Origin of the sequence: Kribbella sp. NPDC003557 (genome assembly GCF_040610805.1) — a bacterium.
Lineage (GTDB): Bacteria > Actinomycetota > Actinomycetes > Propionibacteriales > Kribbellaceae > Kribbella.
Genome location: NZ_JBEXMY010000004.1, coordinates 853,192 through 878,810, shown reverse-complemented (window position 1 = coordinate 878,810; position 25,619 = coordinate 853,192). Strand labels below are relative to the sequence as shown.

The following is a 25,619-nucleotide window of genomic DNA, read 5'->3' as shown; positions in this document are numbered from 1 at the left end:
CCGGTCTCTCAGACCGGGGCGCGGTGTCCGCCACTGTACGGTGACGTACCGCACTTAGCGCGGGGATTTGCGGCTCTGGTCGCTGGCCGGGCGGCGATCCGGACTTAGACCTCTGTCATGCTCCGGGCGGCCGTGATTTGGGATCTGATGACTTGACGGCCGGACCTGAGGTACGGCGGGGCGCGACACATCGGCAAGGCCGAGTTCGAGCCGAGGGCGATGGTTGCCTCGACAGTTCTGTACTGAGGCGTGCACCGTTGATTCAGGGGACCGGCGGCGTGCACCAGGAGGGTCGATGGCTGTCGATGTCGTGACCGAGATCGTCATCAACCGGCCGGTCGGCGTCGTGGCCGAGTACGTCGGGAATCCGTCGAACGCGCCGGAGTGGTACAGCAACATCGAGTCGGTCCAGTGGCAGACCGAGCCGCCGGTCGCCGTCGGGTCGCGGATGGACTTTGTCGCGCACTTTCTGGGGCGGCGTCTCGCCTACACGTACGAGGTGATCGAGCTGGTTCCGCAGGAGCGTCTGGTGATGCGGACCGCGCAAGGACCGTTCCCGATGGAGACCAGCTATCGCTGGTCGGCTGAGGCCGAAGGGTCGACGCGCATGTCACTGCGCAATCGTGGCGAGCCGTCGGGATTCGCGGGCGTCGCGGCCCCGTTGATGGCGGCGGCGATGCGCCGGGCCAACCAGAAGGATCTCGCCCGCCTGAAATCGGTGCTCGAAGCGCGCTGACTGCCGGAGTCGATCAGACGCCGGTGTACTCGGCCTTCAACTAGACGCTACGGCAGCACAGCGACGATCAGGCGAGAGCCCGACTGATGCCGACGTGCCGCAGTTGGCGTTCCAGGAGGATCAGGTCGGGGGCAGGTCGGCCTGCCGGCGGCTCGTCATCCAGGCGGACAGCAGGGCCGGCGCTTCGCCGTCCGCCGGCGGAGCCGCCGCGCAAAGGATTCGTCCCGGCTCGCTCATCGCTGGCTTTCTTGCACGGTCGGGCGTGGAGCCCGGACCGTGCGCTTTGGCGATGGAGCGAACCGAGACGGATCCGTGGGTCGTGCGTCAGTTGGGCTGGGTGCCCGTCACGGTGACCTCGGCCAGGCTGATCACACCGGCGCTGGTGGCCGGCGACTGCACCTTGACGTAGCGGGCCACGGTGTTGGTCGGCAGGCTGGTGACCGCCCCGGGCGTCGGCCCGAGGTTCAGCTTGGTCACCGTGGAGTCGGCCATCAGCTGGGTGTAGGTCCGGCCCGACATGCTGGCGGTGGAGAGGAACACCACCGCGTTGTTCAGCTTGTCGGTCGAGGCGTCGGTCCGGTTGTACACCGTGACGTTGCTGACCCGGGAACTCGTCAGCAGGTCGACCTGCCACCACGGCTGCGAGCTGGACGCCGTCCGGCTCACCGACCCGGCTGCGAAGACGCCGTTGGTGTTCCCGTCCACGGCCCGGGCGGCGGTGCCGACGTCGGTCGACGACTGCGTGGCCGGCCGGTGGGCGGACAGGTTCACGGCGCCGGTGGTGCCGCCGACCTGTACCTCGGCCAGGTTCAGCGTGGCGAAGATGCTCGACAGCTGCACCCGCACGTACCGGCCGGTGGCGTTGCCCGCGTTCAGCGTCAGGCTGTTGGTGGTGGACGAGAACGCCGAGAACGACATCTCCTTCACCGAGTCGTCGGCCTGCAGCGAGGACATCGACCGGCCGGTCATGTCGGTCGAGGAGATGAACACCGAGCCGCTGCCCATCCGGTTCGCGTCGGTCCGGCTCCACACCGTGACCGTGGAGACGGCCGCCGCGGAACCGAGGTCGACCTGCCACCACGGCTGGGTGGAGAGGTTGGTCTGGGTCACCGAGCCGTTCGCGAACACGCCGTTGGTGTTGCCGTCCACCGCCCGGGCCGCCACCGCGGTACCGCTGGTGCTCGACTGGGTGGCGGTCTTGCCCCGGGCCAGGTTCGGACCGGTGACGGTCACCGTGGTGGTCGACACGGCGCTGTCCACCTTGCCGTCCCGCACGACCAGGCTGAAGGTCAGCGTGGCCGGTGTTGCCGGGGTGGTGAACGTCGGCTTCTGCACCGTCCGGCTGGACAGCGTCACTGCCGGCCCGCCGGTCTGGGTCCAGGTGTAGGTGAGCGGGTCGTTGTCGGCGTCGCGGCTGCCGGAGCCGTCCAGTGTCACGGTGACGCCGGATTCCGCCGACTGCGCCGTACCGGCGTTCGCCACCGGCACCGTGTTGGTGGTGACCGTGGTCGTGACGGCCGCGCTGTTGGCCTGGCCGTCACGCACTACCAGGCTGAACGTCAGCGTGGTCTTGGTGGACGGGGCGGTGAACGTCGGCTTCTGTGCCGTCCGGCTGGACAGCGTCACCGCCGGCCCGCCGGTCTGGGTCCAGGTGTAGGTGAGCGGGTCGTTGTCGGCGTCGCGGCTGCCGGAGCCGTCCAGCGTCACCGTGGTACCCGTGTTGACCGTCTGCGCCGTACCGGCGTTCGCCACTGGCGCCTGGTTGACCGGGGTGGTGGTCACCGTGGTGGTCGCCGCTGCGCTGTTGGCCTTGCCGTCCCGCACCACCAGGCTGAAGGTCAGCGTGGACGCCGAGGACGGGGCGGTGAAGGTCGGCTGCGCCGCCGTCGCACTGGACAGCGTCACCGCCGGCCCACCGGTCTGGGTCCACGCGTAGGTGAGGTCGTCGCCGTCGGCGTCGGTCCCGGACCCGTTCAGGGTCACGGTCGTACCAGCCACGACCGACTGCGGCGCACCGGCGTTCGCCACCGGGACGCGGTTGTTCGACTCCGAGAGCGGCCGCGGGGTGCAGTTGCTCACCGAGAGCGTGAAGGGCTGGACGTCGTTGTCCGTCTCGATCATGGCGCCGTCCTCGGAGCCGGTGAGCGAGATGGTGTACGCCTGGCCGGCGTTGACGCGGGTCTCCCGCCACTCGTCCGTACCGCGCTCCCACTCGATGATCAGGACCCGGCCGGTGACCACGCTGATGGTGCACCCGTCGGCCCAGGCACCCATGTACGGGTAGAGCGGAACGCCCGACTCCGAGTAGACGTTGCGCGCGTTGTCGCCGGAGCGGCCGTTGCCCTGGTAGGCCGTGCCGACCGGCCAGGTGATCACGCCGCCGTACCAGTCACCGGGGTTCTCGCCGGTGCCGGCGTAGCGCCAGCGGGCGTTGACCCAGGAGACCGGGTCGCAGGTGGTGGGGTCGGTACAGGCGACCGGCGTCGGCGGCACCGGCGGGCCGGGCACGAAGGCGTACTCGAACGGCGAACCGCTCTGCACGCTGACGATGCTGCTGCCGCTCAGAGTGGTCGGCACGGTGTAGCTCTGGCCGGCCGACAGGTTGGCCAGCGACGCGTGTGAGTCCCCGACCGGGCCGGAGAACACGGTGGCGCTGCCAGAGGTGACAGTGATCTTCCAGTTCGCCACCTGCGGGGCCGGCGCGTAGACGTCGTGCGAGGCGGTGTAGCCGTAGCGGGCGCGGCTGGGGTCGGTCTCGGCCGGCCAGACGGCGGCGTACCCGCTGTCCGACGGACCCCACGGGCACGGGCTGCTGGTGCACGTCCAGGTCACCCGGGGCGACTCGCCGTCGCCGGCCGGCGGGGGCGTGCCCGGCTCACCCGGGGTGAACGTGTATGCGAACGCGGAGTCGCTCTGCACGCTGACGATGCTGCTGCCGCTCAGGGCGCTCGAGACGGTGTAGCTCTGGCCGGCTGACAGCGCGGCCAGCGACGAGTGCGAGTCCCCGACCGGGCCTGCGTACACGGCGGCGCTGCCGGACGTGACGGTGATCTTCCAGTCCGCCACCTTCGCCGCCTGGGCGTACACGTCGTGGGAGACGGTGTAGCCGTAGCGGGCCCGGGTGGGCTCGGCCGTCGCGGGCCAGACCGCCGCGTGGCTGGTGTAGCTCGCACCCGACGGGCAGGGCGTGCCGGTGCAGTTCCAGGTGGCCAGCACCGAGCCGTCGCCGGACGCCGGCGGCGTGGTCGGCTCGCCGGGAGTGAAGGTGACCCGGAACGCGCCATCGTCCTGCACGCTCACGATGCTGCTGCTGCTGAGCGTGCTGGACACGGTGTAGCTCTGGCCGGCCGACAGGTTGGCCAGCGACGAATGCGAGTCGTCGGCCGGGCCCGCGTACACCGTGGCGCTGCCGGAGGTGACGGTGATCTTCCAGCCGGCCACCTTGGACACCGGGGCGTAGACGTCGTGCGAGACGGTGTAGCCGTAGCGGGCCCGGACCGGCTCGGCTGCGGCCGGCCAAACGCCCGCGTTGCTGGTGTAGCTCTGACCCGACGGGCAGGGACTGCTGGTGCAGTTCCAGGTGGCCGGCACCGAGCTGTCACCGGAGGCCGGCGGCGGTGGGTCGGTCGGAGTGCCGGCGGTGATCGTGTACTGGAACGACCCACCGTCCTGCACGCTCACGAGGCTGCTGCTGCTCAGCGTGCTGGGCACGGTGTAGCTGTCGCCTGTCTGCAGACTGGCCAGCGCCGAGTGCGAGTCGTCGGCCGGGCCCGCGTACACCGTGGCGCTGCCGGACGTGACGGTGATCTTCCAGCCCGCCACCTTGGGCGCCGGGGCGTACACGTCGTGGGAGACGGTATAGCCGTAGCGGGCCCGGACCGGCTCGGCCGCGGCCGGCCAGACCGCCGTGTTGCTGGTGTCCGACGGTCCCCACGGGCACGGGCTGCTGGTGCAGGACCACGTCGCCACAACGGAGGACGCAGGATCACCCTCCGCTGCCAATGCGGGCGGGGCGGTGAGGCCTAACATCATCACGACCGCAGTCGTGAGAACGGAAAATGCGGTCGCGAAACGTTTCGGCATGCCGGCCCCCCGGATTGTGACTCTCCCCTTGCGGCAAACCGTAGCCTAAGTCACTCTCTGTCAACCGAAAAACAAGCAAAAAGATGGAACCACGAACGATTCGTTATGGACTTCATCACGCTGTGGAAGAACCCAATTACTCATTGGTGAGACCCATTAATCATTGATGAGAAATGGGGAGATCGCGGGACTGAAGGGCTCGCGGCGGGTGCCGCGAGCGCCTACGGTCACGCGCGGCCCAGCTGCGCCCATGCCACCCTCCACGTCGTACGCGACGGTGACGGCCCTCCGGATGAGCCATGAACCAGCTGGTCCCCAGCCGCCTGCCTGGGAAGACTCCTGCGCAGCTCAAACAGCTTGATCTAAAGGGCTTTCGCCATTCCTGCGGCACCGGCGCCGTGTTCTGCGAGTCGCCGTGCGGCGTCTCGGCCGGCGAGGTGGCCGAAGACGAGGCCCAGTGAGATGGTGCCTCCAGCGCCTCCGTAGAAGCCCTTCGTAGGTGCGCCACCCGCGTTGCCGGCGGCGTACAGGCCAGGAATGACCCTTCCATCGGTGTCCAGCGCGCGCCCCCTTGCGTCTGTCTTCGGACCGCCCACGGTGCCGAGGGCGCTGGCCGCGACTTTGAGTGCGTAGTACGGCGCTGTATCCACCGGGCCCAGCACGCTCGACTTCGGGCTCTTCAGCACGGGCCGGATGAGTCTCGCCAGCGGCCTCACCACGATTGACCGCATGCGGTCGGGATCGTCCTTCTTCGCCACTCGTCCGGCGAGCTTGCTGACGATCGGTCCGATCGCCGCGGCGATGCGGGTCCGTGCTTTCGCGGTGGCGGCGGGGAACCGCGCGTCGGGCGAGTACCTGCCCAGCGTCGGATAGAAGGCGCCGAAGTAGCGGTCGAACAGCGTGTCTCCGCGGTTGAACTGCGGGTCCCGGGCGTGAGCGGCCTCCGGGTTGAAGCGGTCGACCGTGCGAAGCAGTCCCACCTCGTCGACGCCGATCTCGGCCGCGAGTTCCGCGAGGGTTCCGGCACGGTGGAGATAGTCGGGCACGTCTCCGCCAGGTGGGACGCCGAAGATCCCGAATTTCGTCCAGTAGGTCTGGTCGAAGATCAGCCAGGCGGTGGCATTCGGCATGGTGCCAGTCTCGGTGTCGACCTCGCGCATGATCTGCCCGAGTTGGTCGTACGGAAGGGCTTCGTTCGCGAAGCGCTCACCCTTGCTGTTCACCATGATGCTGTGTGGCAGCGCACGCTCACCCAGGAAGACTCGACTGAGCGGACGACCCTCCAGTTCCTCACCGGGCAACTGGACGGCGGGCATCCACCACGCGTCCTCCACGCCGGTCAGATCGGCGCCTACTTCCTGAGCCAGCTGCATCGCGATGCCATCGTGGCCCCGGGGAGAAACCTGTGCGCCGAAGGGCGCCCCGAGGTAGGTCGTGGAGGCTTCGGGCGAGCTCTCGAACCCGCCGCTGGCCAGTATGACGCCCTTGGTGGCGCGCACTGTGTGTTCGACGCTGTCCGACCGGATCACGATGCCTTGCACGGCTGGTCCGTCCGTGATGAGCCGGACCGCGGGCGCCTCGACGCGTACATCGACCCCGTGACGCAGGCCGGCCTCGAGCAAGGCTCCGACCAATGCCGGGCCGGCGAGCCAGACGTCCTTGGTACCGATGCCACCCAGCAACCAGAACGGGAGCGGGTTCTTGGCCATGCCCGTCGTCAGGGCCGGCCGCACGTACTTTGCGGCGTCGCCGAGTCCAGCGGGGGAGTAGGGGCCGGGAAAGAGTGCCCGCCCGACGGACGCGCCGTCGATGTCGGAACGGTAGTCCGGCCAGATCGTCGGGATCCACCCGAACGAAGTGTGCTCCTCGATGAACCGGGCGACCTCGGGGCCGGTGTGCAGGAACTGCTCCACCAGCGCGTGATCAAGGATCTTGTCCCGGCCCTCGCCGTAGATGTAGCGCCGCGCCTGGTCCAGGTCGTCGGTCACCTTGAGGTCCGCGGTGGCGAAGCCGTGGTTCGGGATCCACGCCGCGCCCGCCGAAATACCGGTGGCGCCGCCGACGAGTTCCCGGGACTCCACAACGATGACCCGAGCCCCCTCTTTGGCGGCGGTGAGTGCAGCCATCAGCCCGGCTCCGCCCGAGCCGACGATTGCCACGTCCACCTCGTCGGGAATGCCGAGCTGGGTCACGCTGCCGATAGAGCCGCGCTGCTGAGTCGAACTGTCAACCATCAGGTCCTCCACGATCCGTTGCCGTCCGGCCCTCCCACTCGGGAAGGCATCCGTCCCTCGGGCGTTGTCGCTCCGAAGCTTTTCGCTACATGAGGTGTAGCGAAAAGCTCCGCGAACTTATTCCCGGCAGGCTCTGACCGGCGTAAGGTCGGCCTGGACCCCGAGTCGGGAGATGACCGTGGATGTGACCCGCATGCCCGTTGCCTTCCTCGGCCACGGGAACCCGATGAACGCGCTACAGACGAACCGCTACACGGAGGCTTGGCGAGCATTCGGCGCATCGGTGCCGCGGCCCCGCGCGATCTTGGTCATCTCAGCGCATTGGTACACGAATGCGACCGCGGTCACCGCCATGCCCCGGCCGCGCACCATCCACGACTTCTACGGGTTCCCACAGGAGTTGTTCGATGTGCAGTACCCGGCGCCCGGGGCGCCGGATGTCGCGGAACTCGTGGCGGATGTCTGCAAGCCCAGATGGGTGGGGCAGGACATCGACAGTTGGGGAATCGACCACGGCACCTGGTCCGTACTCCTGCATGCGTTCCCCGACGCCTCCATCCCGGTCGTCCAGCTGTCGCTCAACGCGTTCAAGAACTTCGACCACCACCTCGAACTCGGCCGCACACTGAGCCCGCTGCGCGATGAGGGCGTGCTCATCGTCGGCAGTGGCAACATCGTCCACAATCTGCGCGCCGTCGACTACCGCAAGCCGGACACGGGGTACGACTGGGCGCTGCGTTTCGACGAGTCCGCACGCGAGCTGCTCCAGGGCTCGCCGTCGGAGGTGACGACGTTGGACGCCCATCCTGATTTCACCCGCGCGGTCCCCACGCCTGACCACTTCCTGCCCTTGCTGTACGCCGCGGGGCTCGCCGATGACGAGCCGTTCGACCTCCTGGTCGACGGACATGCCGCCGGCTCGATCTCGATGGCCGCCTACACCCTCGGGCTGGACTGTGACGCGACTGCCGGCTCGAACGCGGGGCCGGCCGCCCTGCTGCCCGGCGGCTTCCCCGCGACCGAAAGCAACCTCTGAATCAGGAGTGATCCGAGTCGTCAGCCGCCTCGGGGAATAGATCTGCAACCACTTACGCTACATTCAATGTATCGAAAAGTTTCCGTGGATCACCCGAGAGAAGGGATGCAGGTATGACGACCTCGAGCGCGATTGAAGCACTCCTCGTGATGCTCCTCGGGGCGAGTGTGGTGCTCCTGCTGGTCCGACTCGCTGCGCGAGCGTTCCGGGGCAAGCCGGACGTCTGGCGCGCCCAGGCGTTCTTGAGCGGGCGGTCCGGTGGGTCAGTTGTTGACGACCGCTGGAGCCAGCAGTGCTACGGCGCGGTCCATCCATCCCGTGCGCGGCGAGCCGAACCTGAGGGTCTCGGCGAGGTAGGCGCCGACCAGTACGCCGAGGACCGTGTCGGGATCGGTCGTCGGCTGCAGGAGCCCGGCCTTGATGTCGACGTTCATCAGGTCGGCCAGCGAGCTCAGCCGGCCGGCCAGTCGTGACCGTACGGCCTTTGTGAACTCGGGATCGCTGTCGGCGATGATCGCGGCGGTGGCGCCCGGTCCGAGCCGGTTCTCCAGGATGTCGCTGATCTGGTCCATGACCCATCGCAGTTTCTCGTCGACCGGAAGGTCGGGCGCCAGGGGTCCCGGGTCGATGAGGTGCTCCAGGATGGCGTGCAGCAATTCGTTCCGGCTGCGGTAGCGGCGGTAGATCGTCGTCCGGGCCACACCGGAGCGGGCCGCGACGGAATCGATGTTCACCGCGGACGGACCCTTCAGGCGAAGCAGTTCGCGCGCCGCCTGGAAGATGCGCTGGTCGGTCGACTCGAGCCGGGGCCGGCCGCGGCCGCTCGTGGTGGGTGGCATAGGCCCAGTTTGCCGGGAACGGACCCGGCTTCATATCCGCTACAGATGATGTAGCGAAAATGTGATGAGGAGGAAGTGAGTCCGTTGACGATCGATGCGATCGACATGGCGCTACTGATCATCATCGCGGTGGCAGCACCGCTGATCTGCGTCGGAGGTATCGGGTTCGCCTATCGGGCGCAAGAGCGCTCGTCGGCCAGGAAGGGCGCTGACCGGCCATACCGCTAACGCATCCGCCGCTTGAACAGGGTGAGTCTGCGAGCACCCGTCAGGCCACGCGAAAGACGTGCTCGAAGCGTACGAAGAACTTCTGAGGAGAAGTGAATATGGAGAAGATCATTGTCGGCATCGACGGCAGCGATGCTGCCCGAGAAGCACTGGAATGGGCAGTTGCCGAGGCGAAGGTGCGCGGGACCGGGCTGGTCGTCGTTCACGCCTGGCAGCAACCCGCGGCGGCGCTGATGTCCCCGTATGCTCCGCTTCTGGCCGATCATGACGCCCTCGCAGAGACGGCGCGCAAGACCCTAGCCGATAGTCTGGCGATGGTGGATCTCACCGGTCTGGCGCACGAGCCCGACCTGCGGATCGTCCAGGGCCCCGCCGCGCCTGCGCTGCTCGGAACTGCGCAGGACGGGACCTTGCTGGTTGTCGGCTCACGTGGGCGCGGTGGATTCGTTGGGCTGCTGCTCGGATCGGTGAGTCAGCAGGTTGCGCATGAGTCCACCGTCCCGGTGGTCATCATCCCGCCGGCTACGAAGGTCACGCACAACTCCAGCAGTCAGCCGGATGGCTGACGGATGGTTGGCCGCGAGGTGGTTGCCTTGGGCATGCGTCAGTTGTCGGCCCGCGATCTGGCCGAGTTGAAGGTACTGAACGATGTCGAAGCCGCTCTGGTCCGGATGGGCACGGGACGGTATGGCCGGTGCGAGAGGTGTGCGGCGCAAATCGGCCTCCAGAGGAGTTGTGAGCATGACGGCATCGGGTGGCAGCGACATCGTTCTGTTGATGCTGCTCGGGGTGACGGTGGTCATCATCACGATCCGAGTTGCCGCACGGGAGTACCGGCGCAAGCAAGAAGCATTGGCCGAGCAGACCCGGATCCCCATTCGGCGTTCCACCGCAGACGGCCTTACACAGCACGACCCTTGACATCGCGAGGCCCGCTGCCAATGCCGGTTAGGTCGCGTTGGTCGACCGCACGTTTTCGAGTAACTCCGCGGCCGCGTTGCCGCTCGCCTGGATCAGCTCGGTGACGGGGTCATCGGAGGCCGGCGGGTGTCGGGCTCGAGGCGAACGCAGCAGTGGTTGGGAGCCGGCTTCAGGTTCGCCTGCAGTCGGGTGATGCCGAGGCCTGCGAGAACGCCCTCGAGGAGGCGCCGGTTCATTTCGCAGACCAGGTCAGTGTGCTGTCGGGCGAGAGTGTGGAAGGGGCAGTTGCCGAGGACGATCGCGTCCGCGTCAGCGCGTGGCTCGAAGCCTTGGTCCTCGAGCAGTTGCATCAGCACGCGCGGGCTCGCTGGGTCGTCGGTTGTGTCATCGACAGCTGCGGCAAGGGCGGTTCCGAGTTGCCGGGCGCGGCGGTCGAGGGCCACCCGGGGCGATTCGCCCGAGGCTTCGACGTCTTCGAGGGCGGCTGCAAGGAGACCGCCCACCAGGTCGTAGCGACGCTCGGGCAGGGAGATGCCGATGTCGTCGCTGGAGCGTTGGTAGAGCTTCGACGGCCGACCTGCTCCAGGACCGCTTCGGCCGGTGCGGCGTTCGAAGACGACCTCGAGCAGCCCTTCTTCGGCGAGCCTGTCGAGGTGGAAGGCGGCAGTCGAGCGCGGAAGTTCCAGGGCGGCGGCGGCCTCGTCGCGGGTCACCGGACCGGTCTGGCGAACGACGTGGTCGTACAGCCTGCGCCGCGTCGGTTCCTCCAACGCTGCGATCGCCAAGATCCGAGCGTCCCTGGACTCGTTCACGGGAGCCATTCTAAAGCCAAGCCCCATTGACGAAAATCGAGCACGCTTCTAAAGTCAAGTTACATCTACTTTAGAAGGAGCGGATCATGAGCAGTGAGGGGCGTACAGCCCACACAACCGGCCGGGAGTCGCTGTCGGACCCGGCGTACCAGGCGTTCCTGGCGTTGCGAACGGTCTTCACGGTGGCGCCGATCCTGTTCGGCCTCGACAAGTTCACCAACCTGCTCACCGACTGGCCGAACTACCTGGCTCCCTGGATCAACGACATCGTCCCCGGCTCGGGCCAAGACGCCATGTACCTCGTCGGCGTCATCGAGATCGTCGCCGGCATCGCCGTCGCCCTCATCCCGCGCTACGGCGCCCTGCTCGTCGCCGCCTGGCTCGCAGGCATCATCCTCAACCTGCTCACCCTGTCAGGCTTCTACGACGTCGCCCTCCGCGACTTCGGCCTCCTCGTCGCCGCCGTCGCACTCGCCCGCCTCGCCACCCGCTACGCACCCGGACGGCACAGCTCCTGAGCGGCTGAATCCATCCGTTGACGAGGAGGCTGATGCCGGCCGGCTCAGGAGGTTCCCGGGTGGCGGTGGGTTGCCTGGAGGATGAGGCCGGCGCCGCGGACCGCGGCGGCGTGCGGCGCCGGGGCGGGCTGGACGGTGGCTCCGAGTTGGGTCGCGAGCTGGTCCGTGATTTCGGGGCGAAGCGCGCCGCCACCGGTCAGGAGCACGTGACGGTCCAGTGCATCGACCATCTGCGGACCACACGCACCCATCAATTGGAGCGTTGACTCGACGATCTCCTGAACGAGCTGTGTCGACGCCACCGGATCACGTACTCCCAACTGCGTGCACCGCGCGCCGCGTGTACGGCCGTCTGCGAGCAGAGCGACCTCGGTCAGTTGGGCGCCGATATCGACGACCAGTAGCGGCTCGGTGATATCGGCGCCGGCGCCCAGGGCCGCGGCCTTGACCGTGTCGATCGTCAGGACGGTGTCAGGGCCCAGGACATCGAGTGCGGCGAGGAGCCGACGGCGATGTATCTCATCGGAGATGACCGGGATCGTCGCCACGATCGTGCGGCACTGTCTCGCGATTATTGGGGATTCCAGCAATTGACCGACGACGTCGGCCGCCGCGGATCCGTCGACGATTCTCCCGCGGTGTACCGGCCGTTGCCCGGTCACGGGGCGCATGGTCGGCACGTCGACGAGCAGGCCGTGCCCCGGCGTCCAGGCTCTGGTCCGCGCGCTGCCCAGGTCGATGGCGACACCTGCAGGAGCAGGCCGGGACGGCGTGCTGCGACGCAGGGATCCGAGCGATGCCCTCATCGTTGAGACTCCTGTAGGCGGTGACACTCGGCGCAGTACACCGTCTCGGGGCAGATCTGCAGCCGATGCAACTCAACGGCGCTGCGGCACCGGATGCATCGTCCGTAGTGGCCGGTGGCCATCCGGTCGAGGGCGGCCTCGACGTCGGCCAGGACGACCCGCGCCGCAACGGCCAGATGGTCCTGTACCTCGGCGTGGGCGGACCGGTCGGCGCCGAGCGAGTCGTCCGGCGTCGACCGGTGCAGGGTCCTGACCTGCTCCCGGCGGAAGGCGCGCTGCTCCAGCAGCCTTGCTCGCAGAGTCTTGAGCTCCTGCCGAGGTAGGCCGGCGTTGAAGGCGGTCGCCGTCCGGCTGATCACGGGTGCTCCTCGGTCCGTCGTCACATGGCTTGTTGCTGGCAGCGCACGCAGTAGCGGACATAGGGCAGAATCTCGAGTCGCCCGACCGGGATCCGCTCCTGGCAGCCATGACAGACGCCGTACGAACCGTCCTGCACGCGCTCCACCGCCGCGTCGATTTCGGCCAGGACCATGCGGATCGCGGTGGTCTGGGCCTTGACCAGGTCTTCGTTCGCGTTGGGCTTGTCGGCTTCCATGGCGTTGACCTGGGCGAGCCGGGTGTTCCGCTCGTGCTGCAGGCGTTGCAGAATCTCCTGCCTGCGGTGCGGCTCTGGCTGACGGCCCGTACCGACCGTGCTGGAGGCCATCCGTGGTGTCTTCATGGCCCCACCCTCGCCGCTCGGCATCGGGATGCCTATCGGGACCAACACCCATCTTTCGCGGTGCCTGACGACATGGGTGTCAGCACGGATCGACGCCGACCGGTCGAACCGGCAGGCTTGAAGCCGTCGCCTCCGGACCGGATCGACGTGGGGGATAGTGGAGGGAGTTGGATCACCAGAAGGGATTGTGGCGCGGTGTCGTTGTTCTGGCGGATCTTCGTTCTGAACGCGGTGGTGCTCGGGGCGGCGACCGCGCTGTTGCTGTGGGCGCCGGTGACGGTGTCGGTGCCGGTGCTGCTGACCGAGGCAGTCGTCCTGATCGGTGGTCTGGCGGTGATGCTGGTCGCCAACGCGGCGCTGCTGCGGATCGGCCTCGCACCGCTGGCCCGGCTGACCCGGCGGATGTCGACGGTCGACATCCTGCGCCCTGGTCAGCGCCTTGCGGTCAGTGGGCACGGCGGGGTTCCGGCTCTGATCCGTGCGTTCAACGACATGCTCGACCGTCTCGAGCGTGAGCGTGCGACCAGCGCAGCACGGGCCTTGTCGGCGCAGGAGTCGGAGCGTCAGCGCATCGCCCGGGAGCTTCATGACGAGGTCGGGCAGAGCTTGACGGTCGTACTCATGGACCTGGACCGGGCGGCCGATCGCTCGGCGGATCCTGGTCTGCGCGCCGAGTTGGCGCAGGCTCAGGAGACCACGCGCGCGAGCCTCGACGAGGTACGCCGCCTCGCTCATCGGCTGCGACCCGGCGTACTGGAGGACCTCGGACTGGTCAGTGCCCTGACCGCGCTGACGACGGAACTGGCGGATCACACCGGTCTGGTCGTCCGCCGGCGGCTCGAGTCCGGACTGCCGCGCCTGGACGAGCAGACCGAGCTGGTCCTCTATCGCGTCGCCCAGGAGAGTCTGACGAACGTCGCCCGGCACGCGGACGCGGCCGGCGTCGATGTGGCGCTCACCGGTCACGAAGAGTCCGTCGTACTGCGGATCCAGGACGACGGCCGCGGCATCGGCCTGGCTCACGAGGGTGCGGGAATCCGGGGGATGCGCGAGCGAGCGCTGTTGATCGGTGCGACGCTCGAGATCGGCGCCGCGCCGGGTGGCGGCGCTGACGTCAGCCTGACAGTCCCGTTGCACCGCGTGGGAGGTGACCATGCAGCCCACCAAGATCCTGCTCGCCGATGACCACGCCCTGGTACGCCGCGGTGTCCGCCTGATCCTGGACCGCGAGCCCGATCTGCAGGTCATCGCAGAGGCCGCCGACGGCAACGAGGCTGTGTCGCTGGCCCGCAGTCAGCCGGTGGATCTGGTGATCCTCGACATCGCGATGCCGCGCATGACCGGACTCCAGGCCGCGCGGGAGCTGTCCGTCGTACGGCCCGAGGTACGCGTGCTGATGCTGACCATGTACGACAACGAGCAGTACTTCTTCCAGGCGCTCAAGGCCGGCGCGTCGGGGTATGTGCTGAAGTCTGTGCTCGACCGCGACCTCGTCGAAGCGTGCCGCGCGACCATGCGCGGCGAACCCTTCCTGTACGCCGGGGCGGTGACCACCCTCGTTCGCAGCTACCTGGATCGCGTCCGGCAAGGCGTCGACCTCCCGGCGCAGATCCTCACTCCGCGCGAGGAGGAAGTTCTGAAGCTAGTTGCTGAGGGCAACTCGTCGAAGGAGATCGCCGGGCTGCTGACGATCAGCATCAAGACGGTGGAACGGCACCGCTCGAACATGCTGCAGAAGCTCGGCCTTCGCGACCGCCTCGACCTGGCCCGCTACGCGATCCGTGCCGGCCTCGTCGAACCCTGAGACTCGAGGTCGGCGACGACGCCGAAGTGGTCGGAGCCGTAGACGCCGTCGGTCGGGGAGTCGAAGAGGCGATCAGCGGAGTGGACGCGGAGGGTGGGGCCGCGGTCGTCGCAACGGATCATGACGTAGTCGATTCGTCTGGGCGGGATCCGCGACCAGTCCGCCTCGGCCACGATCGTCGGGTTCTCGAGCGTGAAGGTGTGCCCGTCCTCGCCAGGCCGCGCGATCTCCCAGACGTCCTGGTAGTGCACGCTCCGATCGCCCAGCGACTGCCGTCCCGTGAGGAACCGGACGCCCGCGGATTCGGGCCGGGCATCGAAGTCACCCGCCAGGACAACATGAAGATCGTCCCGGCCGGTGGCCAGTTCGTCGATCCACCGTGCAACGCCGAGAGCCTGCAGTTCGCGCTCCCGCTCATACCCCACCTGCCAGTTCGGCTTGTGATTGACGAAGAGCACCGTCCCCGACGGCGTAGCGAACTCGGCCGCCGTGGACTGTCCGGGGAAGTCGTGCGGATCGACCCGCCCGGTCACGCAGAGATCGAGCTCGGCCACTCGGACCGGCGGCCACCTGCTCACCACCGAGCAGCCGATACCGTCAGGCGTACGACGACCTTGGTGCAGCACGGCGTACTCGTCGCCGAAGATCTCCCGGACCTGATCGCCGGCTTCGTCGACAACCGTCTCCTGGAGGGCAACGAGATCCGGCCGCAGCTCGCGGAATCCGTCGCGAAGCACCTCACGCCGAGCAGGCCAGTCCCCGTGCCGGCACCAGATGTTGAGAGTCGCCACACGAATCCGTTCAGGCACAACGTCCCCTCGGTCTTGCTCCAATCGGGCGCCCTTCCGCCCTGATGAGCTCTTTCGCCAGTACCCGTCAGCGATAGAACGAATCCGTCGCGGATGATCCGATCTCCGTGCATCAGCGGATTGTGTGGATGGAGCGCGCAGATCTGGGTACCGCACCGAAATGACAGAAACCGAGGACTCCGTTGCGACTGTCGCCGAACTGGTCGACAGGGCAACCATCTGCATGTTCACCACGATGACCACCGACGGTCGGCACGTCGCCCGGCCGATGGCTGTGCAAGAGGTGGAGTTCGATGGTGACCTGTGGTTCTTCACGTACGCCGAGTCGGCGAAGGTCGGCGAGATCGGGGCGAATCCCCAGGTCAACGTGTCGTTCTCGAACGTCAAGCAGAGCGAATGGACGTCGATCGCGGGCTCTGCCGAGATCGTCGTCGACCGGGAGAAGGCAGCGGAGCTGTGGTCGGCTCCGTTGAAGGTCTGGTTTCCTGACGGGCTCGAGACGCCCGGGCTCGTCCTGATCAAGGTCCACGCCGACACCGCGGAGTACTGGTCCAGCCCGAGCAGCAAAGTTGTGCAGTTGTTCGGCGCGGTCCGGGCGGCCGTGACCCGGAATCCGGACAAGTTCCCGGGCGAGAACGAGATCGTCGCACTGCCGGGTAGTGGGAGCGGCGACGAGCTGCGCTAGGAACGGGAGGTGGAGCTGTGAAGATCGGGTTCAAGTTGATCGCGGAAGCCTACGGCCCGCTCGAGATCGTCGAGCAGGCCGTGCGGGCCGAGGAGGCCGGATTCGACTTCGTCGAGGTGAGTGATCACTTTCATCCGTGGGTCGGCGAGCACGAGCATTCCGGCTTCGCGTTCTCGATGCTGGCGGCGATCGCGGCGCGAACGTCGTCCGTCGGTCTTGCCACCGGGGTGACCTGCCCCTTCATCCGGTACCACCCCGCCATCGTCGCCCAGGCCGCGGCGACGATCTCGATCCTGTCCGGGGGCCGCTTCACTCTCGGCGTCGGTGCCGGCGAACGCCTCAACGAGCATGTGGTCGGGAAAGGCTGGCCCGCAGTCGGTATCCGGCACCAGATGCTGCGCGAAGCCCTGGAGATCATCCGGCTGCTGTGGAAGGGCGGCTACCAGTCGTACGAGGGGAAGCACCTGCAGCTCGAAGACGCCAGGGTTTTCGATCTACCCGACCGGCTGCCCGACATTGCGGTCGCGGCGGGCGGCCCCGAGGCGGCGCGGCTCGCGGCTGAGCTGGGCGACGCCCTGTTCGTGACCGAGCCGGCGCCGGAACTGGTTTCCGCCTTCGAGCAAGCGGGCGGGAGCGGTCCCCGGTATGCGGAGGTGCCGCTCGCTTGGGCTCCGTCGGAGGACGCTGCGGCGACGTCGGCGCACCGGCTGTTCCGGTTCGGCCTGACGGGCTGGAAGGTTCAGTCCGAGCTGCCGAACCCGGTGAACTTCGACGCTGCGACCGCGTTGATCACGCCGGACCACCTGCGTGAGCAGTTCGGCTGTGGCCCGGACGTCGAGCGCCACCTGGCGATTGCCCGGCCCTTCGCGGCGGCGGGGTACGACCATCTCGCCTTGATCAATGCCGGCCCGGACATGTCCGGGTTCTTCGACTTCTTCACCAAGGAGCTCGGTCCGGCGCTCCGCGAGCTGTGACGAGCCAGAAAGGACGATCGATGCGTAGTGTGGTGATCACCGGAGCCGGCAGCGGGATCGGCGCCGCGACGGTTGTACGTCTTGACCGGGACGGCTGGCGGGTATTCGCCGGGGTCCACGGCCCGGAGGAGATCCCGGTCCTCGACCGGCAGACCTCCGATCGGGTGACGGTTGCTCCGTTGGACGTGACGAACGCGAGCTCGATCAAGGAGTTCGCGGGCCTGGTCTACCTGCAGCTCGGCGCGGACGGCCTGCATGCGCTGGTCGACAACGCCGGTAAGGGCTTCGCCGGCCCGCTGGAGACGCTGCCGATCGAGAAGCTTCGTGAGCAGCTCGAGGTGAACGTCGTCGGTCAGGTCGCGGTGACCCAGCAGTTCCTGCCCGCGCTGCGCCGTTCGGAGGGGTCGCGCGTGGTGCTGGTCGGATCCGTGGGCGGTCTGGTGGCGGTCGGTTTCGCCGGCGCCTATCACGCCTCGAAGTACGCCTTGGAGGCGATCGGGGACGCGTGGCGGCAGGAGCTGGCTCCGGATGATGTACAGGTCGCGCTGGTCGAGCCGGGTCCATTGGCAACCCCGATCTGGTCCAAGGCCGCGCACAGCCTCGACGCCTTGCCGTCGACCGACCGGTACGGGGATCGCGTGCGGGCCCTACGCGAGCGCCTGGAACGGATGGGCAAGACGAGCGCCGGCCCGGAGCAGGCTGTCGAGCTGATCGTTCACGCGTTGACCGCGGCGCGTCCCCGCACCCGGTACGCCGGTGGTGTCGCCGCGAAGGTCGTACCGAGGGTCCGCCGGCTGGTCCCGGACCGGCTGTTCGACCGGTTCGCCCAGCGCCTGACGGCGTGATCGGTCGCTCCGGGCAGCTAGAGCTGGCCGGCTTGGGTACCGGTTCGGAAGGTGTGGCTGCCGATGCCGCATCGGAACGGGAGTTGTCACAGATGTCGTCGCTGCGCGCGTTGGTGCTGAGCTGTTCGTTGAAGAAGTCACCGGCGAAGTCGAGTTCGGAGCTGATGGGGCGGGAACTGCTGACCGCGTTGGCCGACCACGACGTCGAAGGTGAGGTCGTCAGAGTCGCCGATCACGACGTACGGTTCGGAGTGAGCGTCGACGAAGGCGACGGCGACGAGTGGCCGGCGTTGCGGGAGAAGGTGCTGGCGGCGGACATCCTGATCATCTCGACGCCGATCTGGATGGGTCAACCGGCCAGCGTGTGCAAGCTGGTGCTCGAGCGGTTGGACGCCGAGCTGTCCGAGAAGGACGACAAGGGAATGCCGCTCGTGTACGGCAAGGTGGCCGTGGTCGGTGTCGTGGGCAACGAAGACGGCGCACACCACGTGACGGCCGAGGTCTTCCAGGCCCTGAACGACGTCGGCTTCACGATCCCGGCAGCCGGAGCCACGTACTGGGTGGGCGAGGCCATGGGATCGGTGGATTACAACGAAGCGGGCCCCAAGCCTGACACCACCGGCACCACAACCAAGACGGCCGCCGCCAACGCCGCTCACCTCGCCCGGTTGTTGCGAGACCAGGAGTACGCGCCCGCCTGATATGCCTCGGGCTGGTTACCTGCGGCGGAAGTGGGCACCGAACGCCTTGGTCCGACGTGAGGCGGGAGACATGCAGAGCATCGAAAGAGAGGGTCCGCCCCAACAAACCCTGGAGCATCCGGCAGCAATGGATGACGAGGGGTGAGTCGATGACGAATGACCTGGATGTCATCGTCCTACTCATCGCTGGGCCGCTCCTTGCAATCTGCGCCCTACTCGCGCTCATGGCGCACCTCGAAAAGACTCTCGATCAGCAGCCCGCAGCCTTCAACCGCACCGATCCGCAGGCGCGACACGACCCGCGCCGACCTCAGCATGAGCCAGGCCTGCAACGGCAACCGGGTGGCGGTTGTCCTCGTCGGCAGCACACCGTCGTTCACAGCCAAGCCAGGCAAAGCCACCAGCATGTTGCCGTTCGCGGTGCTGCTCGCCCGGAGGCCCCGCACTCGCTGAGGCGGGTTCGCAGCCGACCGATCTCTGTGTACCGGTAGGCCTGCGACACGGAGGGCGTGTGATGTACGAAGCGAACTTGGTGGCGAAACGGAAGGAATGCAACTATGGCAAGCCGGAATGGTTCTCTGCCTGTGCCGGACTTCGACTTGCTGCCGGCCGCGGCTCTGCCGTCGCGGATCAGCGGTCTGGACATCGAGCAGGTTGAGCAGCTCATCGGGTATGAGCGCATTCATGGCGAACGGTCAGGTGTCCTCCGCCTGCTGGAGCGGCGACGCGACCAGATCCGCACAAGCGAAGACAGGTCGGTGGAGATCGCTGTCTCGGGTTCCGACGACGAGCAGCAGGACAGAGACCCCACGTAGAACCGTTGGCCGCACAGTCGTCGCCGCGATGGACGAGCCTTCACTGACCCTCGACGATCTCGCGGTAGGTCATGGGTAGCAGCCGCGCGGAGCCGCGGTCGTGTCAGGGGAGGGGGCGGCCGCCGGTGGCGCCGATGCGTTCGCCGGTGATGTAGGTGGAGTCGTCGGAGGCGAGGAACACGTACAGCGGTGCCAGCTCGGCGGGTTGGCCGGCTCGGCCGAGGGGTGTGTCGGCGCCGAACTCGTCGACCTTGTCCGCGGGCATCGTCGCCGGGATGAGCGGAGTCCAGACGGGTCCGGGCGCGACGGCGTTCACCCGAATACCCTTCGGTGCCAGCTCCTGCGCCAGACCCTTGGTGAAGTTCAGGATCGCTGCCTTGCTGGTGGCGTAGTCGAGCAGGTTCGGGGACGGCTGGTACGCCTGGATCGAGGTGGTGTTGATGATCGCCGATCCTTCGGACAGGTGCGGCAGAGCGGCCTTGGACAGCCAGAACATCGCGTAGACGTTGGTCTTGAGCACCTGGTCGAACTGCTCGGTGGAGATGTCTGCGATCCCTTCGCGCGACATCTGGTATGCCGCATTGTTGACCAGGATGTCGAGTCCGCCGAGCTCCTGCACGCAGTGGTCGACGAGTCGTAGGCAGTGCTGCTCGCTCTGGATGTCGCCGGCCAGCGAGGCCGCGGTGGCTCCGGACTCGCTCACGAGTCGGCAGGTCTCATCGGCGTCCTGTTGTTCGGCTTCGAGATGAGAGATCATCACGTCCGCGCCCTCACGCGCGAAGGCCAGCGCGACAGCTCGCCCGATGCCGGAGTCGCCGCCGGTGATCAGCGCCCGCTTGCCGCTCAGCTTCCCGCTGCCTCGGTACGTCGTCTCGCCGTAATCCGGCTCCGGCGTCATCGCTGCACTGCGCCCGGGATGCGCTTGCTGCTGCGGCTCCTGCTGCTCGGGCCCGGCGTACCTGCTCCTGGGGTCGCTGCTCATCGGACGCCTTTCGTCGAATGTTGTCTTCGCTGTACCCAGTGCCCCTGCTTGTGGCCGGGCGGCGCGAAATCGGCGTAGCCACGCCGGTGGTACTCCGCGAGCGCATCCAGGAGCGGGCTCGCGTCGTGATCCATGCCGGCTCGGTAGCCGACCGCACGATCGCCAACCCGGCGGCCGTGCAGGAGCTGGGTTCAAGGTGCGAGGCGTGTTCGTTGCCGTCAGTGCTGGGTACCGAGATCGTCGCCGCGATGGCGCGACGGAGCACTCGAGGAGATTGGTCATGGCTGACTTCACAGATGTTGATGCGACGGTCGAGCACGAAAGCGTCTGGCTGGCCACGTCGGAGCTACCCGTGTATCAGACCCTGGACAGCAACATCGACGTCGATGTCGCTGTCGTGGGTGGCGGTCTGGTCGGGTTGACCACCGCGTTGCTCGCCCAGCGTGACGGTGCCCGCGTCGCGGTCCTGGAGGCTGACCGGATCGGCGCCGGTACGACGGGGTACACGACCGGGAAGGTGACGTCGCAGCACTCGACGATCTATGCCGATCTGATCCAGCGGCACGGAGAAGCCGACGCGCGACGGTACGCGGACGCGAACCAGGCCGGCGTGGAACAGATCGCCACACTCGTCAGCCAACTCGGCATCGAGTGCGACCTGACCCGCGCACCCGCGTACGCCTACACCAGGCGGCCCGACCAGCGCGACCAGATCGACGCCGAGGCCCATGCCGCCGCGATGCTCGGGCTGCCGGCGAAGCTCACCCACGACATCGACCTGCCGTTCGACATCGAAGCCGCCGTCCGCTTCGAGAATCAGCTCCACCTTCACCCGGGCAGGTACCTCGCCGGGATCGCTGCCGCGGTCGCGAACGCGGGTGGCCTGATCTTCGACCGGACACGGGTCCGCGACATCGACGAACAACATGGTCGAGCAGCCGAGCTCACCGCGTCCGGTCACACGATCCGGGCGAACCAAGTTGTGGTCGCCACCCTCTTGCCGCTCGGCATCATCGGCGGATACTTCGCCAGAAGCAGGCCTGTGCGATCCTACGGCCTCGCCGTACAGCTGAAGTCTGCCGCACCGACCACGATGGCGATCTCCGTCGATTCCCTGACCCGATCGACACGTCCTTGGCCGACAGCCGGACCCAACGGACTGATCGTTGCCGGCAACGGACACGAGACCGGCGCGGAACCCGATTCCGAGGGCAGGTACGCCGATCTGGAGCGGTGGTGCCGATCAACCTTCGACGTCGAGTCCGTCGACTATCGATGGTCCTCGCAGGACTACTCCACCCCTGACCGGATCCCGTACGTCGGCCGCTCCCCGCTGAGCTCACACGTGTTCGTCGCCACCGGGTTCCAGAAATGGGGATTCAGCAACGGCACCGCCGCGGCGATGATCCTGACCGATGCGCTGGCCGGACGGGACAACGCCTGGCTGCCTGCGTTCGACGCGCGGCGGATCGGCGATGCGCACGCGGTCGGCGAACTGGTCAAGGACAATCTCAAGGTCGGCAAGGAGTTCGTGGCCGGCCGTCTCGCGCGGACCGGGGCCGCGCCCGCGGCCGCACTCGAGCCGGGCGAGGGCGGTCTCGCCGACCTCGACGGTACGACGGTGGGTGCGTACCGGGACCGGAATGGCGGGCTGCACGCCGTCCGTCCGACGTGCACACACCTGGGCTGTCCCTTGCGCTGGAATCCGGCGGAGACCAGCTGGGACTGCAACTGTCACGGCTCCCGCTTCGACCCGGACGGGAGCATCCTCAACGGCCCCGCTGTCGAGCCACTCGAACAGATTCCCCCACCCCAGCGGTAGTCCGCGGGCGGCCTTGTCGCCCCGGCGTGTGAACCGGGGTACCGAACGCTCAAGAAGAAGCCAGATAAGAAGGGGCAGTGTGATGAGTGCAGATGTCGTCGACCTGATCATGCAGGACCATCGCGAGGTCGAGAGGCTGTTCGACGAGTTGAAGGACAACCCCGAGAAGCGGCCGAATCTCTTGCCCGTACTCACCACGTTGCTGACCGCGCACAGCCGCGCCGAGGAGGCAGAGGTCTACCCTGTGGCCGCGGAAGAGGCTGGTGAGAAGGAGGAGGTCTCACACAGCCAGCAGGAACACATCGAGGCCGACCAGCTGCTGGCCAAGCTCGCCGCGACGGATCCCGACTCGCCGAATTTCGAGAAGGTTCTGCAGAATCTGATCGACGCCGTGTCGCATCACGTCGAGGAGGAGGAGACCAAGGTTCTGCCCGGAATGCGCTCGAACCTCTCCGATGATCGTCGCGCTCAGCTCGGCGAGGCGTTCGCCGCCAGCCGCAAGCAGCACCTGGGCGAGCAGCCCGGCGATATCACCCGCGACCAGTTGGCGCAGCAAGCCGCCAACGCGGACATCTCAGGTACGTCCGGACTGAGCAAGGAAGAACTGAAGAAGAAGGTCGAGAGCGAAGGCGAGCTCTGAGTCGCTCGAGTTTCTTTCCGGTTGCTTGGGCGGCACTGCGACAGGCCGGCGGCGATGGGCTTGCGGGTGCCACCGGTTTGGCGGGTGCGGGCCGTGGGGGGTGCTGCGCCGGATTCAGCTCTTGTTGGCTGCTGCCTTGCCGCCCTTGCGGCCGGCCTTCTTCTTCTGAGCCGTCGTGCCGCCTTGTTTGCTGTTGCCGCCGCTGCCACTTTCCTGGCCGCCGTGCTTGCTGGATTCAGGCGAATTCGCGATCTTCGCGGCGCGCTCCTTCGACATGCCCTTGTCCTTGAGCGCTTCGTACTGCTTCTCGTTCTTGACGTTCGCTGACTTGCCCGGCATCGAAACCTCCTGGATCGACCGTGCGGGCGGATCCCGACGCACCGGTACCCATCGCCAAGCATTCGCCACGCCCGCCCGGGAGCTGTGCGTCCACGGCCGGTCGGCGGGTACCGGCAGTTGATGCAACCTGATCGGCATGCCTTCGAGCAGGGGGATTAGCACAGGAGGTGATGGAGAGATGACGGAGAAGTTGTCCGAGTCCGTTCGTTCCGAGGCTGACGAGTACCGGCAAGGTGCAGAGCGGCCGCTGGGCGGGTACGCGCTGGTGATGACGGCGTTCGCCGGACTGGTCGGCCTCGCCGGTGCGGTGGCCGCCGTGCGAGGTACGAGTGGCCGGCGGATCACGCCGTACGAGCTCCTGCTGATGACCGCGGGGACGCACAAGCTGTCGCGGCTGGCGTCGAAGGACGCGGTCACGAGTCCGCGGCGAGCCCCGTTCACGCGATATCGAGACAGTGGCGGACCGGCCGAGGTAATGGAGGACGTCCGCCAGACGGGCCAGCTTCGGCACGCCGTCGGCGAGCTCGTGAGCTGCCCCTTCTGCCTCGCGGTCTGGGTGGCGACCGGGTTCAGCATCGGTTTCCTCTTCGCGCCTGGTGTCACGCGGGTCGTGGCCTCAGCCTTGACGGCGGTCGCCGGGTCGGACTACCTGCAACTGGTGTACGCGCACATGCAACAGGTGGCCGAGAACAAGCACTAGACGGGCCTCAGCCTGAGACTTCGCGGTATCGGGCCCTTTCGTATCGGAAGAACACGGTTGTCAGCGCGGCGAAGACCACGACGCCTGTCGGGTAGGCGATGGGGAGGGCGTTCGTGCCGGCGATACGTACAACGACGAGCGCGCCGCCGATGCCTGCGATTCCGCAGGCGATAAGTGCCGCGGTCGTGGCGATCGAGAAGAGTTCGGGCCGCTGTTTGGTGCCGAGCATGGCGAGCGCCTCGGTCGTGTCGGCCGGATCGTTGTGGGCGCTGTACTTGCCGAAGTAGATCGCGTGATCGGCGTCGAGATTGCGGTAGTAGCGGCGGATCTGGGCGATCGCCTGCTGGTACATCAGCCCTTGGACGCCCGTCTCGATGAGCCGGATCGTCGTGACGACTCCGAGGTCGAAGATCAACGGCAGGACCGCCGAGATGTAGGGCCAGAAGACCCGCTCGTCGTGCACGGTGAATCAGATGGCGACCATCGAGTTGGGCACCGTGAGGATGAACGCGGTCGCCCGAGCGCCGGCTTCGGAGATCGCGGTACCGGCCGCGGACGGCAGGACGTAGTGCTCCGTGGTCAGCGCGCCGAGGTTACGAGTACTACTGCGGGCTCGTAGCGGTCTACCACGACCGCCCCGACCGCAGCGAGGGCCCTGGCCTGAACCTCACACCAGCGGTCAGGATCCCGGCAGTGATCCGGTTGTAGACTCCCCGCTCTCGGGGTCGAGGGGAGGCTGGGTTGAGGAAGTACCTTGTGGCGGTTCTGGCCTTGCTTGTGATTGGTGCGGGGTCGTTTGTCGGTATCCGTTGGTTCGCCGGCCGGGATGACCCGACGCTGCCGACCACCACGCGAGCACTGGCCGCCGCGGCGCACCGGCATATGCCTGCCGAGGCGAAGCTGGTCCGTGTGCGCGAGGGGTTGGGAAATACGGCGGACCGGTTCGTGGTGATGCTCGACTACGAGATCGGTGGACGGCCTGTGTCGTTCAGCCTCGAACCCAACAAGCAGTTGCCGTGGATGGGCGACTTCGACTGCCCGTCGGAAGCCGATGCGCCCGATATCTGCGAGATCCGTACCCTCGACGACGGTACGAAGGCCGCAGTGGCTCACCTGACCACCTCGGGCAAGCAGGGCACGGGCGTCTCGACGAAGCGGGCGGATGGAGAGGTCGTCTCGGTGTGGGTCTGGCCGTCCCCGACCGTGTCGGACCTGCCGGTGAGCTTCGACATCCTGGCCGGCATGGCGACCGATCCCCTGGTCGGGCTCAAGACCAACAAGAAGATGCTGGAGCTGGGCAAAGACCTTGATGTGACACCGATGACCTAGCCGGAACCACTGGCCGGGCTCAGCCCGGGGGATCCGGCGCCTCGATGACCATGTCAACACCTCGTGCCCGCTGAGCGCGACCAGATCATCGAGACGATCCGGGTGCTGCGCACGACCCGCCGCGCCGTCGTACACCTCGGGATGCCGACCGCCCCTCCGAGCGGCACCGATCCACGCGATATCCGAGCAGCCGGACGATGAGCCACACCACAGATCCCGGCGGCCGGACGGACAACCCGA

General features: G+C 67.5%; 29 protein-coding genes. 17 read left to right on the top strand and 12 right to left on the bottom strand.

The features are described 5' to 3' along the window. The first annotated feature begins 295 nt into the window (after nt 1-295). The gene (locus ABZW60_RS20540) at nt 296-736 is read left to right on the top strand and encodes an SRPBCC family protein (RefSeq protein ID WP_355479005.1); all 441 of its coding nucleotides are present in this window, start codon (nt 296-298) and stop codon (nt 734-736) included. Between the two features lie 324 nt (nt 737-1,060). Here ABZW60_RS20540 and ABZW60_RS20535 read toward each other — a convergent pair whose 3' ends face one another. Both ABZW60_RS20535 and ABZW60_RS20530 read right to left on the bottom strand, forming a co-directional pair. Continuing rightward, complete coding sequence (locus ABZW60_RS20535; RefSeq protein ID WP_355479004.1) at nt 1,061-4,705, bottom strand: discoidin domain-containing protein; 3,645 nt, start codon at nt 4,703-4,705, stop codon at nt 1,061-1,063. A gap of 476 nt (nt 4,706-5,181) precedes the next feature. Then, the gene (locus ABZW60_RS20530; RefSeq protein ID WP_355479002.1) at nt 5,182-7,053 is read right to left on the bottom strand and encodes an FAD-dependent oxidoreductase; all 1,872 of its coding nucleotides are present in this window, start codon (nt 7,051-7,053) and stop codon (nt 5,182-5,184) included. 178 nt (nt 7,054-7,231) lie between these two features. Here ABZW60_RS20530 and ygiD point away from each other — a divergent pair, with 178 nt between their 5' ends. Continuing rightward, entirely contained in the window at nt 7,232-8,089 is an 858-nt protein-coding gene (gene ygiD / locus ABZW60_RS20525) for a 4,5-DOPA dioxygenase extradiol (RefSeq protein WP_355479000.1), read from the top strand. Between the two features lie 263 nt (nt 8,090-8,352). Here ygiD and ABZW60_RS20520 read toward each other — a convergent pair whose 3' ends face one another. Next, nucleotides 8,353-8,928: a helix-turn-helix domain-containing protein gene (locus ABZW60_RS20520; RefSeq protein ID WP_355478998.1), complete on the bottom strand. Its 576-nt coding sequence runs from the start codon at nt 8,926-8,928 to the stop codon at nt 8,353-8,355. Nucleotides 8,929-9,012: 84 nt separating this feature from the next. Between ABZW60_RS20520 and ABZW60_RS20515 the strand changes: the two genes are divergently transcribed. From ABZW60_RS20515 to ABZW60_RS20505, 3 genes are all read left to right on the top strand, one after another. Further along, nucleotides 9,013-9,156: a hypothetical protein gene (locus ABZW60_RS20515; protein WP_355478996.1), complete on the top strand. Its 144-nt coding sequence runs from the start codon at nt 9,013-9,015 to the stop codon at nt 9,154-9,156. 98 nt (nt 9,157-9,254) lie between these two features. Further along, the gene (locus ABZW60_RS20510; RefSeq protein ID WP_355478994.1) at nt 9,255-9,722 is read left to right on the top strand and encodes a universal stress protein; all 468 of its coding nucleotides are present in this window, start codon (nt 9,255-9,257) and stop codon (nt 9,720-9,722) included. Between the two features lie 175 nt (nt 9,723-9,897). After that, on the top strand, nt 9,898-10,077 hold the full coding sequence (locus ABZW60_RS20505) for a hypothetical protein (RefSeq protein ID WP_355478992.1): 180 nt from the start codon (nt 9,898-9,900) through the stop codon (nt 10,075-10,077). A 92-nt stretch (nt 10,078-10,169) separates the two neighbouring features. Here ABZW60_RS20505 and ABZW60_RS20500 read toward each other — a convergent pair whose 3' ends face one another. Next, nucleotides 10,170-10,889, bottom strand: coding sequence for a helix-turn-helix domain-containing protein (locus tag ABZW60_RS20500; protein WP_355478990.1), 720 nt, complete (start codon nt 10,887-10,889; stop codon nt 10,170-10,172). An 86-nt stretch (nt 10,890-10,975) separates the two neighbouring features. Here ABZW60_RS20500 and ABZW60_RS20495 point away from each other — a divergent pair, with 86 nt between their 5' ends. After that, a complete protein-coding gene (locus ABZW60_RS20495) occupies nt 10,976-11,407 on the top strand; it encodes a DoxX family membrane protein (RefSeq protein ID WP_355478988.1) in 432 nt (143 codons plus the stop codon). 44 nt (nt 11,408-11,451) lie between these two features. Here ABZW60_RS20495 and ABZW60_RS20490 read toward each other — a convergent pair whose 3' ends face one another. From ABZW60_RS20490 to ABZW60_RS20480, 3 genes are read right to left on the bottom strand one after another with little or no spacing between them, the layout of a single operon-like run. After that, complete coding sequence (locus tag ABZW60_RS20490; protein ID WP_355478986.1) at nt 11,452-12,213, bottom strand: rod shape-determining protein; 762 nt, start codon at nt 12,211-12,213, stop codon at nt 11,452-11,454. Beyond that, the gene (locus ABZW60_RS20485; protein ID WP_355478984.1) at nt 12,210-12,572 is read right to left on the bottom strand and encodes a TraR/DksA C4-type zinc finger protein; all 363 of its coding nucleotides are present in this window, start codon (nt 12,570-12,572) and stop codon (nt 12,210-12,212) included. Before ABZW60_RS20485 ends, ABZW60_RS20490 begins: the two co-directional genes overlap by 4 nt. Before the next feature lie 20 nt (nt 12,573-12,592). Continuing rightward, a complete protein-coding gene (locus ABZW60_RS20480) occupies nt 12,593-12,934 on the bottom strand; it encodes a TraR/DksA C4-type zinc finger protein (RefSeq protein ID WP_355478982.1) in 342 nt (113 codons plus the stop codon). A gap of 195 nt (nt 12,935-13,129) precedes the next feature. Between ABZW60_RS20480 and ABZW60_RS20475 the strand changes: the two genes are divergently transcribed. Further along, the gene (locus tag ABZW60_RS20475) at nt 13,130-14,119 is read left to right on the top strand and encodes a sensor histidine kinase (RefSeq protein ID WP_355478980.1); all 990 of its coding nucleotides are present in this window, start codon (nt 13,130-13,132) and stop codon (nt 14,117-14,119) included. Then, on the top strand, nt 14,088-14,738 hold the full coding sequence (locus ABZW60_RS20470) for a response regulator transcription factor (RefSeq protein ID WP_355478979.1): 651 nt from the start codon (nt 14,088-14,090) through the stop codon (nt 14,736-14,738). The genes ABZW60_RS20475 and ABZW60_RS20470 overlap by 32 nt, the downstream gene beginning before the upstream one ends. Here ABZW60_RS20470 and ABZW60_RS20465 read toward each other — a convergent pair. Continuing rightward, nucleotides 14,705-15,529: an endonuclease/exonuclease/phosphatase family protein gene (locus tag ABZW60_RS20465; protein WP_355478977.1), complete on the bottom strand. Its 825-nt coding sequence runs from the start codon at nt 15,527-15,529 to the stop codon at nt 14,705-14,707. The genes ABZW60_RS20470 and ABZW60_RS20465 overlap by 34 nt on opposite strands. 178 nt (nt 15,530-15,707) lie before the next feature. On the opposite strand from ABZW60_RS20465, the gene ABZW60_RS20460 reads away from it, so the two are divergent. The 4 genes from ABZW60_RS20460 to ABZW60_RS20445 all read left to right on the top strand — a co-directional run bounded on the left by ABZW60_RS20460 (nt 15,708) and on the right by ABZW60_RS20445 (nt 18,752). Further along, nucleotides 15,708-16,232 carry a pyridoxamine 5'-phosphate oxidase family protein gene (locus ABZW60_RS20460; protein WP_355478975.1) on the top strand — a complete coding sequence of 175 codons (525 nt, stop codon included), beginning with the start codon at nt 15,708-15,710 and terminating at the stop codon, nt 16,230-16,232. 17 nt (nt 16,233-16,249) lie between these two features. After that, nucleotides 16,250-17,206 carry a TIGR03557 family F420-dependent LLM class oxidoreductase gene (locus ABZW60_RS20455; RefSeq protein ID WP_355478973.1) on the top strand — a complete coding sequence of 319 codons (957 nt, stop codon included), beginning with the start codon at nt 16,250-16,252 and terminating at the stop codon, nt 17,204-17,206. A 20-nt stretch (nt 17,207-17,226) separates the two neighbouring features. Next, the gene (locus tag ABZW60_RS20450; protein ID WP_355478971.1) at nt 17,227-18,051 is read left to right on the top strand and encodes an SDR family oxidoreductase; all 825 of its coding nucleotides are present in this window, start codon (nt 17,227-17,229) and stop codon (nt 18,049-18,051) included. Between the two features lie 92 nt (nt 18,052-18,143). Further along, nucleotides 18,144-18,752, top strand: coding sequence for an NAD(P)H-dependent oxidoreductase (locus ABZW60_RS20445; protein ID WP_355478970.1), 609 nt, complete (start codon nt 18,144-18,146; stop codon nt 18,750-18,752). 212 nt (nt 18,753-18,964) lie between these two features. On the opposite strand, the gene ABZW60_RS20440 is transcribed toward ABZW60_RS20445, so the two are convergent. Beyond that, nucleotides 18,965-19,132: a hypothetical protein gene (locus ABZW60_RS20440; protein ID WP_355478968.1), complete on the bottom strand. Its 168-nt coding sequence runs from the start codon at nt 19,130-19,132 to the stop codon at nt 18,965-18,967. A 204-nt stretch (nt 19,133-19,336) separates the two neighbouring features. Here ABZW60_RS20440 and ABZW60_RS20435 point away from each other — a divergent pair, with 204 nt between their 5' ends. Beyond that, on the top strand, nt 19,337-19,567 hold the full coding sequence (locus ABZW60_RS20435; RefSeq protein WP_355478966.1) for a hypothetical protein: 231 nt from the start codon (nt 19,337-19,339) through the stop codon (nt 19,565-19,567). A 103-nt stretch (nt 19,568-19,670) separates the two neighbouring features. Here the strand turns inward: ABZW60_RS20435 and ABZW60_RS20430 are convergent, their stop codons facing one another. After that, nucleotides 19,671-20,549, bottom strand: coding sequence for an SDR family oxidoreductase (locus ABZW60_RS20430; RefSeq protein WP_355478965.1), 879 nt, complete (start codon nt 20,547-20,549; stop codon nt 19,671-19,673). Between the two features lie 280 nt (nt 20,550-20,829). Between ABZW60_RS20430 and ABZW60_RS20425 the strand changes: the two genes are divergently transcribed. Next, nucleotides 20,830-22,371: an FAD-dependent oxidoreductase gene (locus ABZW60_RS20425; RefSeq protein WP_355478963.1), complete on the top strand. Its 1,542-nt coding sequence runs from the start codon at nt 20,830-20,832 to the stop codon at nt 22,369-22,371. An 82-nt stretch (nt 22,372-22,453) separates the two neighbouring features. Beyond that, nucleotides 22,454-23,011, top strand: coding sequence for a hemerythrin domain-containing protein (locus ABZW60_RS20420; RefSeq protein WP_355478962.1), 558 nt, complete (start codon nt 22,454-22,456; stop codon nt 23,009-23,011). A 114-nt stretch (nt 23,012-23,125) separates the two neighbouring features. On the opposite strand, the gene ABZW60_RS20415 is transcribed toward ABZW60_RS20420, so the two are convergent. After that, nucleotides 23,126-23,350 carry a hypothetical protein gene (locus ABZW60_RS20415; RefSeq protein ID WP_355478960.1) on the bottom strand — a complete coding sequence of 75 codons (225 nt, stop codon included), beginning with the start codon at nt 23,348-23,350 and terminating at the stop codon, nt 23,126-23,128. A gap of 178 nt (nt 23,351-23,528) precedes the next feature. On the opposite strand from ABZW60_RS20415, the gene ABZW60_RS20410 reads away from it, so the two are divergent. Beyond that, nucleotides 23,529-24,050, top strand: a complete 522-nt coding sequence (locus tag ABZW60_RS20410; RefSeq protein ID WP_355478958.1) for a DUF1360 domain-containing protein — start codon at nt 23,529-23,531, stop codon at nt 24,048-24,050. A gap of 7 nt (nt 24,051-24,057) precedes the next feature. On the opposite strand, the gene ABZW60_RS20405 is transcribed toward ABZW60_RS20410, so the two are convergent. Further along, nucleotides 24,058-24,513 carry a hypothetical protein gene (locus ABZW60_RS20405; RefSeq protein ID WP_355478957.1) on the bottom strand — a complete coding sequence of 152 codons (456 nt, stop codon included), beginning with the start codon at nt 24,511-24,513 and terminating at the stop codon, nt 24,058-24,060. Nucleotides 24,514-24,806: 293 nt separating this feature from the next. Between ABZW60_RS20405 and ABZW60_RS20400 the strand changes: the two genes are divergently transcribed. Next, nucleotides 24,807-25,379: a hypothetical protein gene (locus ABZW60_RS20400; RefSeq protein ID WP_355478955.1), complete on the top strand. Its 573-nt coding sequence runs from the start codon at nt 24,807-24,809 to the stop codon at nt 25,377-25,379. Nucleotides 25,380-25,619: the final 240 nt, after the last annotated feature.